The sequence below is a fragment of the Eikenella sp. genome (assembly GCF_057315495.1).
This window is the reverse complement of sequence record NZ_DBHKXY010000032.1, coordinates 42,733-58,174: the sequence shown is the minus strand read 5'-3', so window position 1 is coordinate 58,174 and position 15,442 is coordinate 42,733. Positions and strand designations below refer to the sequence as shown.

The window sequence follows — 15,442 nt, the reverse complement described above, 5'->3', positions numbered from 1 at the left end:
ACGTCGCCGATGGTGTAGTTGCGCACATGCCCCATGTGCAGCTTGCCGCTGGGATAGGGGAACATGGAGAGGCAGTAGAATTTGGGTTTGCTACTGTCTTCTTGAACGTTAAAAACGCGGTGTGCCGCCCATTTTTCGCGGGCGGCGGGCTCGGTGAGGGAGGGTTGGTAGTGTTCTTGCATGATGAGGTTTTGCCGATGATTTTCGGATAGATTGGAAAGCTGCGAATTATAAGCCAGCAGCAGGGGCTACGCCAAACAAGATAGCAATAGGAAAAATAATCGGGCAGCTGTTGCTTGGAACAGCTGCCCGTGGCAATTGAATGGTTCTAACAAATATGCAGACTGAAATAAGCTGGCCACATTTCTCAGCAGCCAAAGGCTACCTGAAAGCACCAGCCTGAATAAACTGAACCCATTGCTTTGGCTAGCCGATATAAACAAACTCTCCAGCCCGCATAAAAAAAGCCATCAATACCAAGGGAGGAAGTATTGATGGCCAACTTGCGGGAAAACGTCTACTTACTATCCATGCTGCCTACCAAGAAGCAGCACAGATGCGGCGCATTATATAGAACACTTTTCAACTTGTCGCCATTTATTGTCGCTATTTACCCAAACACGGCAATCTACTGCGATAAACTTACATTAACGCACAATTCGCCAACAAAACGAGGTTTACTTTAATTAAGATTAATATCGGTATTTAAGCAGTATTTTTTAACACTTCTTCACTATTCGCCTAGCAATACTGTGCAATGTTATGCAATTTCAAGTGTTGCATTTTTGTCATCATCTGCTGTATTCATCTTTTTAACGGCTTGCCGCACCCTCTCCGGATCACTTAGGCGCAGCAGCTTTTTCACCTGCGCTGCCAGCTCGCCGGCATGGCTTTGAATGATTACATTCTTTACAGCCAAAAGATTGCTGGCATTCATAGAAAATCGGCGCAAGCCCAAGCCGAGCAGCAGGCGGGTGAAATGTAAATCGCCGGCCATCTCACCGCATACCGACACCGGTTTGCCCATGCGTTTGGCGGTGCTAAAAATATGGTGTAATAGTTTCAATACAGCAGGATGGGCGGGCTGGTAGAGATAGCTCACGCTATCGTCGCCGCGGTCTACCGATAAGGTGTATTGAATCAAATCGTTGGTACCCACCGAGATAAAATCCAAGTGTTGCAGGATATGGCCCACTGTGAGCGCGGCTGAAGGAATTTCAATCATTGCGCCCACCTGTACTTCGCCATATTCCGTGCCGCGTTCGTCCAGCTGTTTACGGGCAACTGCCAAATGATTGATACATTGTCTCACTTCGTCCACCGAAGTAATCATCGGCCACATGATTTTCACCGGTCCGTGTGCCGCTGCACGCAAAATTGCGCGCATTTGAGTGCGGAACATCGTCGGCTCGGCCAAGCATAAACGGATACCGGTCATGCCCAGCGCGGGATTGAGCGCGTGGCCCTCGCCGAACCAGCGCGGGTTTTTGTCTACGCCCAAATCCACGGTACGCACGGTAAGCGGCTTGCCTTTGAGCTTTTTCACAATGCCGGCATACACGCGGTATTGCTCGTCTTCATCGGGCAGATTATCGCGGTTGAGAAACAAAAACTCGCTACGGAACAGCCCCACGCCGTCGGCAGAAAGGCGGTGCATCAGGCGCACATCCTGTGCGGATTCGATATTGGCCAATAGCTCGATGTCTACGCCGTCTTTGGTGGTGGCGGTGATGTCTTTTAGCTTGTTGAGCAGGCGGCGCTGGCTGCGGTATACGCGGTCGCGCTTGCGGTATTCGCTGAGGATTAAATCGTCGGGGTTGATAATCAGCACGCCGCTGATGCCGTCCACGATAATCCTGTCATCTTGGCTGATGAGTTCGCGTGCGTTGTAGAGCCCGATCACGGACGGGATATCCAAACTGCGCCCCAAAATGGCGGTGTGGCTGGTGGGGCCGCCGGCATCGGTGGCAAAGCCGGCAATATGGTGTTCTTTGAAATAGACGGCATCGGCAGGCGACAAATCGTGGGCAATCAGAATAATGTCGTCTTCTAACTCGTCTGCTTCGGGCATGAAATCGGTATTTTGCCCCATCAGGTTTTGGTAAATCCGCTCGGCTACCTGAAGCATATCCTGCTTGCGTTCGCGCAGGTATTCATCTTCAATCGCATCAAACTGCTCGGCCAGCTTGTCGGTTTGCAGCTTCAGCGCCCATTCGGCATTGATGGCCTGCGCGCGCAAAATATCAATCGGCTCGCGGGAAAGCGTAACGTCGGTCAGAAGCATCAGATGCAGAGAAATAAACGCGCCCAATTCGGTTGGCGCATTTTCCGGAATGGCACTGCGCAACTGCTCCAGTTGGCGGCGCGTGGCCTTGATGGCGGCATCGAAACGTTCGGCTTCCGCATCAATTTCTTCCGGCGCCAAATCCAGCTGCGGCACCTCCTCCATACCGCGCACCACCAAATGCGCCCGCCCGATGGCAATCCCGCCGCCTGCTGCAAATCCGTGCAACACCACGCTCATGTTTATTCGCCTTCGTCAAAATAATTGTTGATTAAAGCCACCAGCGCCTGCATGGCCGCCTGTTCGTCGGCGCCTTCGGTTTCAATTTCAATTATCGAGCCTTTGGCTGCCGCCAGCATCATCAAACCCATGATGCTTTTGCCGTTTACGCACCTGCCGTTGCGGCACACCCGCACTTCCGCCGCAAACGCGCCTGCCGTTTGCGTAAACTTGCTCGACGCGCGCGCGTGCAGTCCCAGTTTATTGATAATCTCCACTTCCTGTTTCAGCATACGCCCTGCTCCTCTTCCGGCAACAACAGCATAATCCCCGCCAAGGCCGATTGGCGCACCGATTCAGCCAGCGCCAGCAAATCATCGGCCTTTTCCGACTCCTGCACCGCCTTCACCATCATCGGCGCATTCAGCCCGGTGAGCATCACCATGCGGTGGTGCGACAGCAGCCGGCGGCCGATATTGCACGGCGTGGCGCCGAACACATCGGCCAAAAGCAAAATGCCGTCAGCAAATGCCAAACGCTCCGCCGCTGCTTGGGCGCGCGCGGCAGCCGCATCCACATCTTCATCCGGGTTTACGCCCACAATCGCCAAATGCGCCGGCATCTGCCCGAAAAAATGCCGGGCCAGCTTGGTGTACGACTCGCCCAGCGTTTCATGCGTGATAATCATCAAACCAATCATGTATTTCTCATTTCATTGCAAAAGTTTTTCAGGTAGCCTTGAGCCAGTTAAATGGGTAACGCTAAACAGGCTGGTGGCTACCTGAAAGCGTTTAATTGGCCATTTTCCGTTTTCGGGTAGCCTTTGGCAACCGGCTGGCTGCAAACAGATGCGTCAACGCCATCCTCCGGCAATCACAAAATTTCAGGTAGCCTCTGCTTGGCAACAGGCTACCTGAAAACTCTAACTCAACCAATAATACACATACAGCCCGAAAATACTGAACAGCACCACCAGCGCACAACCCAGCTTCGCCACCACACCCGCCACAAAGCCCAAGAGCGTGCCCAGCCCCACTTTGCCGGCAGCCCACAAACTGCGTTGTGCCGCAAATTCACCCACTGCCGCGCCAACCAGCGGGCCCAGCACCATGCCCGGCAGTGCAAAAAACAACCCCACAACGCCGCCCGCCAGCGATCCCCACAGCGCCTGTTTGCTCGCCCCGGTAAACTTCGCCCCCAACAGCCCCGCCACATAATCCAGCGTCCAGGCCAGCGCCATAATCAGCCCCAACACCGTCAGCGCCGTGGTGCCGATCACCTCGTAATCCTGGCTGTAGGCCAAGAGCCAAGTGCCCGCAAACATCAGCGGCATCCCCGGCAGCAGCGGGTGTATCGAGCCCGCCAAACCCGCCAGCAGCAACACCAGTGCCAAAATAATCAGCAAAGCCGTCATCATTAAATTCCTTTATCAAACAAGGCAGGCAAATTCCCGCATGCCGATCAAATAAGGCCGCCGCTGCCGATTTAAAGCCCGGGTGCTTTTGCCCGCCTGCCGCCCAAGGTATAATGCCGCCCCAAACATCGGCTGCCGTTTCCGGCACAGCCCTTCCATTTTCAGGTAGCCTGCCAGCAGCAGCCTGCCACCACCACCCAAATCGGAGAAATATGAATCCCGTCCTCAACACCGCTGTCAAAGCCGCCCGCCGCGCCGGCGACATGATGCTGCGTGCCGCCAACAACCTGTCCGCAGTTAAAATCGACAGCAAAGCCTTCAACGACTTCGTTTCCGACATAGACCGCACCGCCGAAGAAATCATCCGCGAAATCCTGCAGGAAGCCTATCCCCAACACAAAATCACCGCCGAAGAAGGCGGCAGCAGCGGCCCGGAAAAAGCCGAATACGAATGGATTATCGACCCGCTCGACGGCACCACCAACTACCTGCACGGCCATCCCCAATACGCCATCAGCATGGCTCTGCTGCATAAAGGCGTATTACAGGAAGCCCTCGTGTATGCCCCCGAGCGCAACGACCTCTACCTCGCCTCACGCGGCGAAGGCGCCCTGCTCAACGACCGCCGCATCCGCGTATCCAGCCGCATCGAGCTCAACCGATGCCTGATCGGCACCGGCTTCCCCGTGGTGGATCAAAGCATGATGGAACGCTACCTGAACATCCTGCGCGACTTTCTCGCCAAAACCGCCGGCGCCCGCCGCGAAGGCGCCGCCTCGCTCGACCTGTGCGCCGTGGCCTGCGGCCGCTTCGACGGCTTCTTCGAATTCAACCTCAAACCCTGGGACATCGCCGCCGGCGCACTGATCGTACAAGAAGCAGGCGGCATCGTAACCGATATGCGCGGCAACGAAGGCTGGCTGGAAAGCGGCGACATCGTGGCCGCCCCGCCCAAGGTGCTGGCGCAAATGCTGCAAACCATCGCCCCGCACTTGGCTGCCTGATACTCTTACATCATAAACAAAGGCTACCTGAAAGCACTGCGTCAACGAAATTCAAACCACGCACTATGTTTTCAGGTAGCCTTTTTCTATTCTCACGCTTATTCCGCCTCCACATAATATCCCAGCCGATTCTCCCACACTTTCACCCGCACCGTCTGCCCAATCATCTCCCGTGGCGCACTCCGCAAAAAACCGTATTCCACATCAAACTGCGCACCATCCTCCAGCTCCAGCACCCACGTATTGAACCCGCTCCGGCTCCCTCGTGTTTCCAACAACCGGGCTTGTACTAAAGCTGGCTGCAGCGGCAGCAATGTGGCCAGCACGATGCCGTTTACCGCCACCCGTGTCATCACGCAAGCCAGCAACACGCCCCACATCACGCGCGACATATTCGATTTAAACTTATTATTCACACCTGCACAGCCCTGCCCTCTGTTCATCGGCCAGCGCAGCAGCCAACGCACGCAGCATACCGCCAGCGGCACAAACACAATGATGCCCAGCCGCGAAGCATCTGCCTTCCACACCAGCGGCCGGGTAAGCAGCAAAAGCGATCCCAGCAACACCGCCACCACTAATGCCAACTTATTCCACGGCCCCCATTCATCTGGTTCAAACCAAGCCATTTTGCTTCTTCCTATTCAGTTCACAGGCTACCTGAAACTTAACCCACCACAGCTTTCAGGTAACCTCCCATTTATCCCACTGCACCGCCGAAATACCCCCGCACCAAATCCAGCACATTCTCCAACAGCGGATCGTGCTGCCCTTCGTGCCAAGCCAGGGTCACGCTGGTGATTTGGATATCGTCGTTCAGCGGCCGCAGCACGGCGTTATCGGGCAGGTAGCGCTCAGAAGACACGGGCACCAATGCTACACCCTGCTCGCAACCGGCAAAGGCTACCTGTAAGGCGATGGAGCGCACTTCGTGCAGGATATTGGGCACAAAACCGGCGCGTTGGCAGGCGGCAAGCAGGGCATCGAAGGAATCGGGGCTGACTGCGCGCTCAAACATCACAAAGCCTTCGCAAGCCAGGTCTTTTAAATCGATCGATTCTCGTTTGGCAAAGGGATGACTTTTCGGCAACACCACGGCCAGCGGCTCGCGGCGCAGGGTGTGCAAGCGGATGGTGCTGTCCCACGGGATTTCCAGGCGGGCGAAGGCAAGGTCGATATCGCCCGCTTGCAGCAGCGGCTCGGCATCGCCACTGTCGATTTCGCGCACCCGCACGGTGAGCTTGGGGTAGTGCCGGTGGATATATTCGATGAGGGGCGGCACCACCTCCAAGAGCGCCATGGTAATCGCGCCGATGTGCAGAATGCCGCTGTTGCCGTCGGCGATTTCCTGCACGGTAGTTTGCAGCCGCTGCATCTGCTCGGCAAATTTGCGCACGGCGGGCAAGATGGAATAGCCGGCGGCGGTGAGCTTGGTGCCGCGCCGCGAGCGTTCAAACAGCACCATACCCAAGGCCTGCTCGAGCTGTTTGATGTGTTCGGTGAGCGGCGGCTGCGACATATTCAGCCGTTCGGCGGCGCGCCCGAAGTGCTCTTCTTCGGCCACGGCCAGAAACATCCACAAATGGCGAATGAGGCGGAAATTTATCATCTGCTTTCCCTATCACAGGCTTCCTTAAGCAGTATTTTATATATCAACAAACCGGTTGTATAGTATGGCCACCTGAGTATTTGGGAGTATGTAAATGTTCGGTATTATTAATTTTTCTGCTTATTTGCTCGCCGTTTTGCTGCTGGTGTTGCTGCCCGGGCCGAATATGATTTACTGCTTATCAGTGGCCGGGCAATACGGCACCAAAACGGGTTGGAGCGCCTTCGCTGGCATCTTTGTCGGCAACGGGGCGTTGATTGTGGCTTCCACTTTCGGCGCCAGCGCCCTGCTGCAAACCTATCCTTCTTTATTTAACGCGCTACAACTGGCCGGCGGCGCATACTTGGCCTATTTGGGCATCATGCTGCTGCGTGAAGGCTGGCTCAAATTGCATCATGCTGCCGCTGCCAAAGCCGACAGCCATACTGCTGAAGGCACCCTGCTGCAAGTGTTCCGCAAATCGCTCACCATTTCCTTGCTCAATCCGCAAAGCCTGCTGTTCTTCCCAGCCATCATGGTGCAGTTTGTCGATATTCGCTATGAACACCCGCACCTGAGCTTCCTGCTCTTGGGCGGTACCTTCCAGCTGTGCAGCCTGCTGTGCATGGGCACGCTGATTCTGATGGCCAATTCAGTCGGCCGTGTGGGCACCAAATACAGCCGTGTGGCTGCGTTCGGTAAAAGCGGTGCCGGCGCCCTGTTTATCTTCTTCGCAGCCAAACTGTGGCTGGCCACCGCCATCGTCTAAACCCAATCCTAAATTGCTGCTTCAGGCTACCTGAAAATAGTGTGCCGCACTTCCGCACCAAACTCCTATCCGCAACAGCCACGATTTTTCAGGTAGCCTTTTTTGCGGACAGCAGATACCGTTTCCACCATTTTCAGGTAGCCTGTCTTTTACACAAAGAGGCTACCTGAAAATTTGTTGGGGTCTGTTGACAGCTACTTTCTTGCTGTCAATCCGCTTTAGGCTATAATCGCCATTTTTCATTATCTTCCGGTTTCCTTTTGAAATTCGCCACCCGCTTGCGCCGTGCGCGCCGCTACCGGCCATATCAGCCGAAGGCGGTGATGCCGGCACACTATATTTCCTGCCATTCCTGCGGGCTTGAGCTGCGCCTGCCGCCGCTCAAGCCGGGGAAAGCGGCGTTTTGCCCGCGCTGCGGCCATCCGCTAGCACGGGTGGAAGCCAACCCGTTTCTGCTGCCGCCGGCGCTGGCCTTGGCCTCGCTGATTATGCTGGCGGTGGTGTTTTCTGGGTTGTATATGCATGTTACGGTGTTGGGCTTAGAGGTGCCGCTCACCATGCCGGAAATGATGAAGGTGCTGATTTTGCAGAAATCCAGCTTTTTAGCCGAGGTGATGTTTGTGCTCACCTTCGGCGCGCCGTTTTTCTTCTGCCTGCTGTGTTTGTATGTGTATGGCGGGCTGCTGTGGGGCAAGCCGCCGCCTGGTGTGCTGCGCGCCACACGCTGGCTGGTACAGCTGCGCGGCTGGATGATGGTGGATGTGTTTTTTATTTCCACGCTGGTGGCCTATATCAAGCTGGGCAAAGTGGCAGAAGTGCATTTCGGGCCAGCGTTTTATTTGATGTTCGTGCTGTCTGTGCTGCTTATCCGCACTGCGCTTTCCGTGCCGGAGCATTGGGTGTATTACCAAATCCGGTGGCTGCGTGGAGATAAGGATTTGGTGCGACCAGAAGGCGGCTCGGTGTTTTGCGGCAAGTGTTTGTTTGAGCGGCCGGCACACGAAACCGAATGCGAAATTTGCGGCTCGGGATTGCACAAACGGCGGCCAAACAGCCTGAGCTTGAGCTTGGCGCTGCTGATTACCGCCATGATTTTGCTGCTGCCGGCCAATCTGATGACGATTATGGTGTCGTCCAACCCCACGGTTATCGAACGCAGCACGATTTTCAGCGGCATTCAGTTTATGTGGCGCGATGGCGACCACTACATCGCCATGATTATTTTCAGCGCCAGCATTATGGTGCCGTGGCTGAAGATTATTGCCATGGGCGTGCTGCTGTATGCGGCAAAGTTCGGCACCAGGATGGCGCCGCAAAAGCTTTCCAAGCTGTATTTGCTCACGGAATCCATCGGGCGTTGGTCGATGATTGATATTTTCGTCATCATCATGCTGATGTCCACTTTCCGCACGCATATGGCGCGGGTGGTGCCCGGGCCGGCGGCGCTGTATTTCTGCCTGGTGGTGTTGCTTACTATGCTTTCGGCACATTTTTTCGACCCGCGCCTGATGTGGGATAAAGCTGCCCAGCGCAACAAGAAGGCTACCTAAAACCATTAATGGCTGCCCGAACCGTTTTCAGGTAGCCTCAACGCAGCATAGGCTACCTGAAACCTTTTTCATAAACTCAAAATCACACAATGAATAAACACTCTTCCACACGCGAGCCACAGGCACAAATCCGCCGCAACCGCAGTTTTTCCTTTATGGTGTGGCTGATTCCGCTCATCGCCCTCTTCACCGGCGGCTGGCTGCTGTTCGACCATATCCGCAACACCGGCCCGGAAATCACGCTATATATGAGCAATGCCGAAGGCATTGAAGTGAACAACACCGTGATTAAGGTGTTGGATGTAGACGTGGGCCGCGTTACCGCCATCCATCTGCGCCCCGGCCAAGAAGGCGTGGCACTCACCGCCCAGCTCACCGGCGAAGCGAAAGACATGATCCGCAAAGACAGCCAGTTTTGGATGGTGAAACCGCGCGTGGACCAAAGCGGCATCACCGGCTTGAGTACGCTCGTGTCCGGCTCGTATATCGCCCTGATGCCCGGCAAAAGCCCGGAAGAAGCCCGCGAATTCACCGTGGCCGACGTGCCGCCCGTGTCCGCCTTCGCCCAAGGCGGCCTGCGGCTGCGCTTAAAAGGCGGCAGCGGCAAAATCCTCAGCAGCGGCAGCCCGGTGATGTACCGCGACATCGTGGTGGGCACGGTGGAGGGCGCGAAATTCGATCCCGTGTCCAAAACCACCGACTACCAAATCTTCATCGGCAGCCCCAACGACAAACTCATCGGCAGCAATGTGCGCTTTTGGCTGCAAAGCGGCCTTAAAATCGAGCTCGGCGGCAGCGGCCTCAAAGTGGATACCCCTTCCCTGCCCGCCCTGATTTCCGGCGCCATCGCCTTCGATGACCCGCCCGATGGCAACAAAGGCAGCCAGGTGGGCAACAACACCCTCTTCCCCCTCTACGACAGCCGTGCCGACGTGGACAACCAAGCCGACGCACGCTCGCTGTATTACGTGGTCTTCTTCAAACAAAGCGTGCGCGGTCTGGCCGTCGGCGCGCCCGTGGAATACAAAGGCATCCCCATCGGCACGGTAACCGACGTGCCCTATTTCAGCCGCAACGACAGCCTCAACCTGTTCGACAACGGCTGGATTCCCGTGCGCATCCGCATCGACCCCTCCCGCCTCGAAATCAACGCCGACACCCAAAGCAAAGAAGCCTGGGCCGACCAAATCAGCCGCGCCCTCAATAAAGGTCTCAGCGCCACCCTGTCCAGCAACAATCTGCTCACCGGCTCCCTGTTTGTCGAGCTTTCCGAAGCCCCCGGCCAAAGCGTGCTCAAACCGGCCGCCAGCTATCAGGGCAACACCGTGATTGCCAGCCGCAACGGCGGCAGCCTGGGCGATTTGCAACAGCAAGTATCCACCCTGCTCGATAAATTCAACCGCCTGCCGCTGGATAAAACCGTGCGCGAACTCAACGGCAGCCTGACCGAGCTGAAAGGCACGCTCGCCCAAGCCAACCGCCTGCTCGGCCAGCCGCAAACCCAACAGCTGCCCGGCGAGCTCAACCGCACCCTGGCCGAACTGCGCACCACCCTGCAGGGCGTATCCCCGCAATCGCCCGTGTATGGCGACGTGCAGAAAACCCTGCGCAGCATCGACCACGCCCTGCAGCAGGCCGCACCCGTGCTCAACACCCTCAAAGAGCAGCCCAACGCCCTGATTTTCAACTCTTCCGCCACCGACCCCACCCCGAAAGGAAGCCGCTGATGTCCCTGTTTGCCAAACTGTCCGCCACCGCCACAGCCCTGCTGCTGGCCGCCTGCGCCTCTACCCCCGCCACCCAGTATTTCAGCCTGCCCGACAGCGCCTTCGTGCCGCCCGCCGGCCAAAGCAGCGGCCAAACCGCCGTGCAAATCATCCTGGCCGAGCCGCTCGGCCAAGGCGGCCTCGTCTACCAAACCGACGCCCACCGCCTCAACTTCGCCCGTCACCATCTGTGGGCCGCTCCGCTGGATCAAAGCCTTGCCGCCGCCTTCAGCAACCGCCTCAACCGCCACGGCAGCGCCCGCTTCGTGCCCTACGGCCGCGGCAACGGCCTGCCCGTGCTCAAGATTTACATCGAGCAATTCCAAGGCAGCTTCCAAGGACACACCATCGTGAGCGGCTATGCCCAATGGCCGAACGGCCGCACCACCCCGTTCAACATCCAAACCCCGCAGCAAGGCGACGGCTACCCCGCCATGGTGGAATCCCTGTCCCAAGGCCTCAACCGCGCTGCCGACACCGTGGGCGGCCACTAAATATCCCGCCGCAGGCATCAAAAAAGGCTACCTGAAATCTTCAGGTAGCCTTTTTTCTGTAGGGCAGGCAGTATAGATGCATCACAGCTTGTCGTTATCGCGGATGAAAACGAGCATGGAGCAAGGCGGCAAGGCGCAGTCGGTAATACTGATAGCCAGACGAGCCAACGCCGTGGCATGCTTGTTTCCATTCACACGACAACTCTTCGCTTTATGCGGCCTAAGCTCGCCCTACCCTTCCCCCACACCGTCTGCAACTTGCCGCCAGCTAGGAGCAAACCTACACATTTGCGTTTTCAGGTAGCCTTTCCTCATTTCTTGGCAAAGCCGCGTGCCTGCAGGAAAGGCAGGATGTGCGGGCGCAGGGGTTGGGCCAGGGTGCGGGCGATTTGGCCACGCCAATCCAAATCCAGCCCGCTGCGGGCCTGATAATAGGCCGCCAGTTCGCGGTTGTAGGCATCGAGGGTATCGCTGCCGCATTTGCGGTAACGGTTCTCGCTCACGATAGCATCAAGTGGCAGACGCGGGCGGTAGAGCGGGTTTTGCGCAGGGTGGCCGAGGCAGAGGCCGAACAGCGGCACGGCGGTATCGGGCAAGCCGAGGGCTTCGGCGGCAGCGGCAATATCGTTGCGCAAGGAGCCGATATACACGCCGCCCAGGCCGAGCGATTCGGCAGCCAGCAAAACGTTTTGCGCGGTAATGCCGGCGTCCACGGCGCCCAGCAGCAGGGCTTCGGTATAGTCGGTTTGGACATCGGGCACGAGGCGGCGGTGTTTGGTGTAGTCGATGCAGAACACGAGGAATTCCGGTGCGAGGCGGACGTATTCCTGTTGGGCAGCAATTTGATACAGCAGTTCGCGCACGGCGGGATCGGTAACGCGGATGATGTGGATGCACTGCATGAAGCTGGACGAAGAAGCAGCACGGCCAGCTTCGAGCACGGCGGTGAGTTGCTCCGGCGCAACGGGCTCGGCAGCGAATTTGCGGATAGAGCGGTGAGCCAGCGCGGTGGTCAGCACGGGTTGGGAGTTGAGTTGGGTGGGCATGGGAATCCTGTATTAGCGGTAGAAAGGCTACCTGAAAATTGAAATCGCGAGATGGTTGAGCCACCTACCCGGCTGTTTAGTATGAATGTTTATGACAAAGGTTTTCAGGTAGCCTATTAAACGTAAGGCTACCTGAAAACCAAAGCACTGGATACAAGGCGCAAGCTATTAGCTGCAGCCAGGTTTACTCAGTTGTTTTTTTATTGCCGTCTACCACCACGGTGAGCTTGCCGGTAGTGGGATGGATAACCAAACCATGTACGGCAATGTGCGCGGGCATCAGCGGGTGTTGTTTGATGAGATTCACGGTATGGCGCACGCTGTCATCGGCATTATCGAAGCCGGTGAGCCAGCCGTCCAAGTCAATACCAGCATGGCGCAAGGTGTTGATATTGGCTTCTGGGATGCCGGCAGCCCGGGCTTTGTTCAGCAGGCGCTCAGGAGAAAAGCCGCACATGCCACAGTCGTGGTGTGCCACCACCATGATTTCTTCCACATGCAAATCAAACACGCCCACCAGGAGGCTGCGCATTACCGAACCCCACGGATGCAGCACCACCGCACCTGCATTGCGGATCACTTTGGCATCGCCGTTTTTCAAGCCCAAGGCGGCATACAGCAGCTCAAGAATGCGCGTATCCATGCAGGATAGGATGGCCAGTTTCTTTTCAGGATATTTATCGCTGAAAAATTCTACGTATTTGCCGCTTTCTACGAAGCGCTTGTTGTGTTCGATTATTTCATTGAGTAGGTTCATGAAAATTCCCTTCATGGTTGGGGTTGAGCCGCAAATAGATGCAGAAATAAATGCTGTTCATTATATACCAGTGGAGCAAATCATTACTGTATTCTGTTGAGATACGCTCCGTGAATACAAACAAGCTACCTGAAATTATTTTCAGGTAGCCTGCGGGCACACAATTAGCTCAAATTAAGAGCGGATGCCAGATGCTTTCACGCTGTCGACATAGCCGTGATCATTAATACGGATATGACGGAACAGCCAGCCTTCACACAAATCGATTACTTCATTCAAAGCTTCGGCGTCGCCATTCTGATAGCGGGCTTGCAGGGTGCTCATACGGGTTACGAAGTTTTGATGCACTTTTCTGTGCTGCTCTACGAGGCGGTATTGCGCCTCTTCCAGCATCATTTCTTCGTAGCTGAAGTGTTCTACGGTGTAGTCAATCAGGTGTTGGAACTCCTGCTCGACAGCTTCTTTATCGTTAGCTTCTCTAGCATCATACAGCTTATTAATGTAATCAACTAGCTGCTTGTGTTGTGCATCGATATCGTCGAATCCGGTATCTAAATCAGACGTCCAATATACAAAAGACATAGCGTATCCCTCATCAAGTAAACAAAAACTGATTGCACCCGGCATTTAACTCCCTTGCCTGGCGGCAACCTTCATATAACCGAAATCTGCCAACCTAACCTCGGCAGCATGGAAAACAAATTCGTAATAATCTTTCTATTTCCCCCTAGCAAGTATTATGCCAGCTTCCTCTTCTGACGTAAATAAACCTTTCTGCCGAAACAGAAAGGTTTATTGATTACCAGCAAGAATACCGGCAAAACTACCAGTACACAGGTTTAGCGGCGGCCGTAGCCGTCTACTTGGATTTCCACACGGCGATTGGGCTGCAAGCAGGCAATCAGCTGGCTGCGGCCACCGTGGTTGTCGCACTGTTTAACCGGCTGGGATTCACCCATGCCAACTGCGCGGATTTTGTCAGCCGGCAAGCCTTGGGCTGCCAAATAACGGCGTACAGTTTCGGCGCGCTGCTGTGACAGGTTTTGATTATAGGCATCTGAACCAAGGTAATCAGTATGACCAATTACGGTAATGCTATTGAGCTGTTCAAAGTTTCGCAACTGAGCGGCCAGTTCAGTCAGCTCTTCACGGCCACGAGGTTGCAAATCTTGTTCGCTGCTACGATCGAACGCAAACAGCACGTCTGCGCTCAGTGTGTAGCGATGATGTTGCTGTTGTACAGGTGTGGCAGAAGCCGGCTGCTGCGGCGGGCAAGTAGCGTTTTCAGGATCAACAGCACGCCAGTAAGTTTCGTTGCTGAACATGTTTTTGTCGAACAGCACTTTAAATTGGCAAGTGGTTACGTCGTTGGTGCCTTGGCCGGGGGTATGGAAGTGGAACAGATAGTTCCATTCGCGCGGACGCCACATTTCGCCGTAGTGCGGACGACCGATCAAGTAGTACAAATCGTCTTTGGTCAGACCAGCTCTCACTTGTCTCAGACTACCCAGATCAGGGAAGGTACCACGGTTTTTATTGAGTGTTACCCGATCCCATTTCGGCCATACCGGCTGATCGGTAGTGCCACTTGAGCTTACTTTTGTTAATGAGGAGCAGGCAGACAATGCTACCACGGCAGCGGCTACAACTGCTGTACGACGAGCTACTTGAGACAATTTCATAATTTTTCCTTTGAATTGGTTTATTTTAGAGAACCCGGTAAGGCTACCTGAAAACTCTAATATCCAGATTTTCAGGTAGCCTCTTTTAGCTTACCACTGATAGCCGGCACCGATAGAGGCACCGAAGTTACCACGTGAATTACCGCTTCCGGTGGCTTTGATAATCCAGTTACCGCTATCGGAGATAGTGGAGAAGCCGACTGCATAACCGGTTTCGCCTTTGTAGTAACCACCACCTACGGCCACCATGTTCTTACCAGGCAGATAAGCCTGCGGCAAGCCAGCAGTAGCAATGGCTTGGGCTACACCGGCATTAGCGGTATCGGCCACATCGTTAATCTTGGCATCCAAAGCAGCGATATTGGCATTGCCGGCACTGTTAATCACACCTAAGGCTGCATTCAACTGGCTCACGTTTACTGCATCCGTACCAGCTGTACCATCAGCAACGTTGGTAACCTTGTTGCCGCCGTTATTCAAGCCACCGGTGGTGAGGCTTACAGGGTTACCGCCGCCTGCTGCCGGAGTGATGGTCACGCCACCGCCATTGGTAACGGTTTGGTTACCGGCCGCATCAGTGGTGGTAACGCTGGTTACGCTCAGGTTCGGATTCAACGCCAATTGTGCACCGCCAGTTACAGTAGTGCTGGTAATGTTGTTGTCACCTTTCACATTGATGGTGTCGCCCAGCTGGTAGTTGTTGCTACCGGTAGTACCACCGAAGTTAATACCTTTGGCCACATTCTGGTTGGTGGCATACAGTTGGCTACCGTTTACGGCTTCCGTGCTAGTGGCACTCAGTGTACCAGGTGCAACATTACCCAAGGTAACCGGACCACCTGCCGCATCGCCTACCAAATTCACCTTGT

17 protein-coding genes are annotated in these 15,442 nt (G+C 55.4%); 5 read left to right on the top strand and 12 right to left on the bottom strand.

All coding sequences use genetic code 11. The features are described from left to right. From ACO6EE_RS05420 to ACO6EE_RS05400, 5 genes are all read right to left on the bottom strand, one after another. Positions 1-182, bottom strand: a 182-nt coding sequence (locus tag ACO6EE_RS05420; protein ID WP_485959798.1) for a hypothetical protein, incomplete at its 3' end; no start/stop codon positions are given. 578 nt (positions 183-760) lie between these two features. After that, positions 761-2,524, bottom strand: a complete 1,764-nt coding sequence (ptsP, locus tag ACO6EE_RS05415; RefSeq protein ID WP_485959797.1) for a phosphoenolpyruvate--protein phosphotransferase — start codon at positions 2,522-2,524, stop codon at positions 761-763. A 2-nt stretch (positions 2,525-2,526) separates the two neighbouring features. Then, a complete protein-coding gene (locus ACO6EE_RS05410) occupies positions 2,527-2,796 on the bottom strand; it encodes an HPr family phosphocarrier protein (RefSeq protein WP_485959796.1) in 270 nt (89 codons plus the stop codon). Next, positions 2,790-3,203, bottom strand: a complete 414-nt coding sequence (locus ACO6EE_RS05405; protein ID WP_485959794.1) for a PTS sugar transporter subunit IIA — start codon at positions 3,201-3,203, stop codon at positions 2,790-2,792. The genes ACO6EE_RS05410 and ACO6EE_RS05405 overlap by 7 nt, the downstream gene beginning before the upstream one ends. A gap of 222 nt (positions 3,204-3,425) precedes the next feature. Further along, the gene (locus tag ACO6EE_RS05400) at positions 3,426-3,917 is read right to left on the bottom strand and encodes a DUF456 domain-containing protein (protein ID WP_035573406.1); all 492 of its coding nucleotides are present in this window, start codon (positions 3,915-3,917) and stop codon (positions 3,426-3,428) included. Positions 3,918-4,129: 212 nt separating this feature from the next. On the opposite strand from ACO6EE_RS05400, the gene ACO6EE_RS05395 reads away from it, so the two are divergent. Further along, the gene (locus ACO6EE_RS05395; RefSeq protein WP_485959792.1) at positions 4,130-4,921 is read left to right on the top strand and encodes an inositol monophosphatase family protein; all 792 of its coding nucleotides are present in this window, start codon (positions 4,130-4,132) and stop codon (positions 4,919-4,921) included. A gap of 98 nt (positions 4,922-5,019) precedes the next feature. On the opposite strand, the gene ACO6EE_RS05390 is transcribed toward ACO6EE_RS05395, so the two are convergent. After that, positions 5,020-5,550 (bottom strand): hypothetical protein, encoded by a 531-nt coding sequence (locus ACO6EE_RS05390; RefSeq protein WP_485959791.1) that lies wholly within the window; start codon positions 5,548-5,550, stop codon positions 5,020-5,022. Between the two features lie 71 nt (positions 5,551-5,621). Further along, a complete protein-coding gene (locus tag ACO6EE_RS05385; RefSeq protein ID WP_485959789.1) occupies positions 5,622-6,530 on the bottom strand; it encodes a LysR substrate-binding domain-containing protein in 909 nt (302 codons plus the stop codon). A gap of 94 nt (positions 6,531-6,624) precedes the next feature. On the opposite strand from ACO6EE_RS05385, the gene leuE reads away from it, so the two are divergent. The 4 genes from leuE (at position 6,625) to ACO6EE_RS05365 (ending at position 11,088) form a co-directional block, all read left to right on the top strand. After that, positions 6,625-7,278, top strand: a complete 654-nt coding sequence (leuE, locus tag ACO6EE_RS05380; RefSeq protein ID WP_485959788.1) for a leucine efflux protein LeuE — start codon at positions 6,625-6,627, stop codon at positions 7,276-7,278. A gap of 323 nt (positions 7,279-7,601) precedes the next feature. Further along, positions 7,602-8,828 carry a paraquat-inducible protein A gene (locus ACO6EE_RS05375; RefSeq protein WP_485959787.1) on the top strand — a complete coding sequence of 409 codons (1,227 nt, stop codon included), beginning with the start codon at positions 7,602-7,604 and terminating at the stop codon, positions 8,826-8,828. Between the two features lie 89 nt (positions 8,829-8,917). Continuing rightward, positions 8,918-10,555 carry an intermembrane transport protein PqiB gene (gene pqiB, locus ACO6EE_RS05370; RefSeq protein WP_485959785.1) on the top strand — a complete coding sequence of 546 codons (1,638 nt, stop codon included), beginning with the start codon at positions 8,918-8,920 and terminating at the stop codon, positions 10,553-10,555. Then, a complete protein-coding gene (locus ACO6EE_RS05365; RefSeq protein WP_485959784.1) occupies positions 10,555-11,088 on the top strand; it encodes a PqiC family protein in 534 nt (177 codons plus the stop codon). The genes pqiB and ACO6EE_RS05365 overlap by 1 nt, the downstream gene beginning before the upstream one ends. 311 nt (positions 11,089-11,399) lie before the next feature. Here the strand turns inward: ACO6EE_RS05365 and nfsA are convergent, their stop codons facing one another. From nfsA to ACO6EE_RS05340, 5 genes are all read right to left on the bottom strand, one after another. Next, a complete protein-coding gene (gene nfsA / locus ACO6EE_RS05360; RefSeq protein ID WP_485959782.1) occupies positions 11,400-12,134 on the bottom strand; it encodes an oxygen-insensitive NADPH nitroreductase in 735 nt (244 codons plus the stop codon). A gap of 184 nt (positions 12,135-12,318) precedes the next feature. After that, entirely contained in the window at positions 12,319-12,891 is a 573-nt protein-coding gene (locus tag ACO6EE_RS05355) for a beta-class carbonic anhydrase (RefSeq protein WP_485959780.1), read from the bottom strand. Positions 12,892-13,065: 174 nt separating this feature from the next. Then, entirely contained in the window at positions 13,066-13,473 is a 408-nt protein-coding gene (locus tag ACO6EE_RS05350) for a bacteriohemerythrin (protein ID WP_485959778.1), read from the bottom strand. 257 nt (positions 13,474-13,730) lie between these two features. Further along, the gene (locus ACO6EE_RS05345) at positions 13,731-14,573 is read right to left on the bottom strand and encodes an OmpA family protein (RefSeq protein ID WP_485959776.1); all 843 of its coding nucleotides are present in this window, start codon (positions 14,571-14,573) and stop codon (positions 13,731-13,733) included. 90 nt (positions 14,574-14,663) lie between these two features. Further along, positions 14,664-15,442, bottom strand: a 779-nt coding sequence (locus tag ACO6EE_RS05340) for a YadA family autotransporter adhesin (protein ID WP_485959774.1), incomplete at its 5' end; no start/stop codon positions are given.

What these genes read in the sequence shown, in the direction of transcription:
- ACO6EE_RS05375 (WP_485959787.1), top strand. Translation starts at nt 7,602, where the DNA reads ATGCCGGCACACTATATTTCCTGCCATTCCTGCGGGCTTGAGCTGCGC.
- ACO6EE_RS05400 (WP_035573406.1), bottom strand. Translation starts at nt 3,917, where the DNA reads ATGACGGCTTTGCTGATTATTTTGGCACTGGTGTTGCTGCTGGCGGGT.
- nfsA (WP_485959782.1), bottom strand. Translation starts at nt 12,134, where the DNA reads ATGCCCACCCAACTCAACTCCCAACCCGTGCTGACCACCGCGCTGGCT.
- ACO6EE_RS05385 (WP_485959789.1), bottom strand. Translation starts at nt 6,530, where the DNA reads ATGATAAATTTCCGCCTCATTCGCCATTTGTGGATGTTTCTGGCCGTG.
- ACO6EE_RS05345 (WP_485959776.1), bottom strand. Translation starts at nt 14,573, where the DNA reads ATGAAATTGTCTCAAGTAGCTCGTCGTACAGCAGTTGTAGCCGCTGCC.
- ACO6EE_RS05365 (WP_485959784.1), top strand. Translation starts at nt 10,555, where the DNA reads ATGTCCCTGTTTGCCAAACTGTCCGCCACCGCCACAGCCCTGCTGCTG.
- ACO6EE_RS05410 (WP_485959796.1), bottom strand. Translation starts at nt 2,796, where the DNA reads ATGCTGAAACAGGAAGTGGAGATTATCAATAAACTGGGACTGCACGCG.
- ACO6EE_RS05405 (WP_485959794.1), bottom strand. Translation starts at nt 3,203, where the DNA reads ATGATTGGTTTGATGATTATCACGCATGAAACGCTGGGCGAGTCGTAC.
- ACO6EE_RS05395 (WP_485959792.1), top strand. Translation starts at nt 4,130, where the DNA reads ATGAATCCCGTCCTCAACACCGCTGTCAAAGCCGCCCGCCGCGCCGGC.
- leuE (WP_485959788.1), top strand. Translation starts at nt 6,625, where the DNA reads ATGTTCGGTATTATTAATTTTTCTGCTTATTTGCTCGCCGTTTTGCTG.
- ACO6EE_RS05355 (WP_485959780.1), bottom strand. Translation starts at nt 12,891, where the DNA reads ATGAACCTACTCAATGAAATAATCGAACACAACAAGCGCTTCGTAGAA.
- pqiB (WP_485959785.1), top strand. Translation starts at nt 8,918, where the DNA reads ATGAATAAACACTCTTCCACACGCGAGCCACAGGCACAAATCCGCCGC.
- ptsP (WP_485959797.1), bottom strand. Translation starts at nt 2,524, where the DNA reads ATGAGCGTGGTGTTGCACGGATTTGCAGCAGGCGGCGGGATTGCCATC.
- ACO6EE_RS05350 (WP_485959778.1), bottom strand. Translation starts at nt 13,473, where the DNA reads ATGTCTTTTGTATATTGGACGTCTGATTTAGATACCGGATTCGACGAT.
- ACO6EE_RS05390 (WP_485959791.1), bottom strand. Translation starts at nt 5,550, where the DNA reads ATGGCTTGGTTTGAACCAGATGAATGGGGGCCGTGGAATAAGTTGGCA.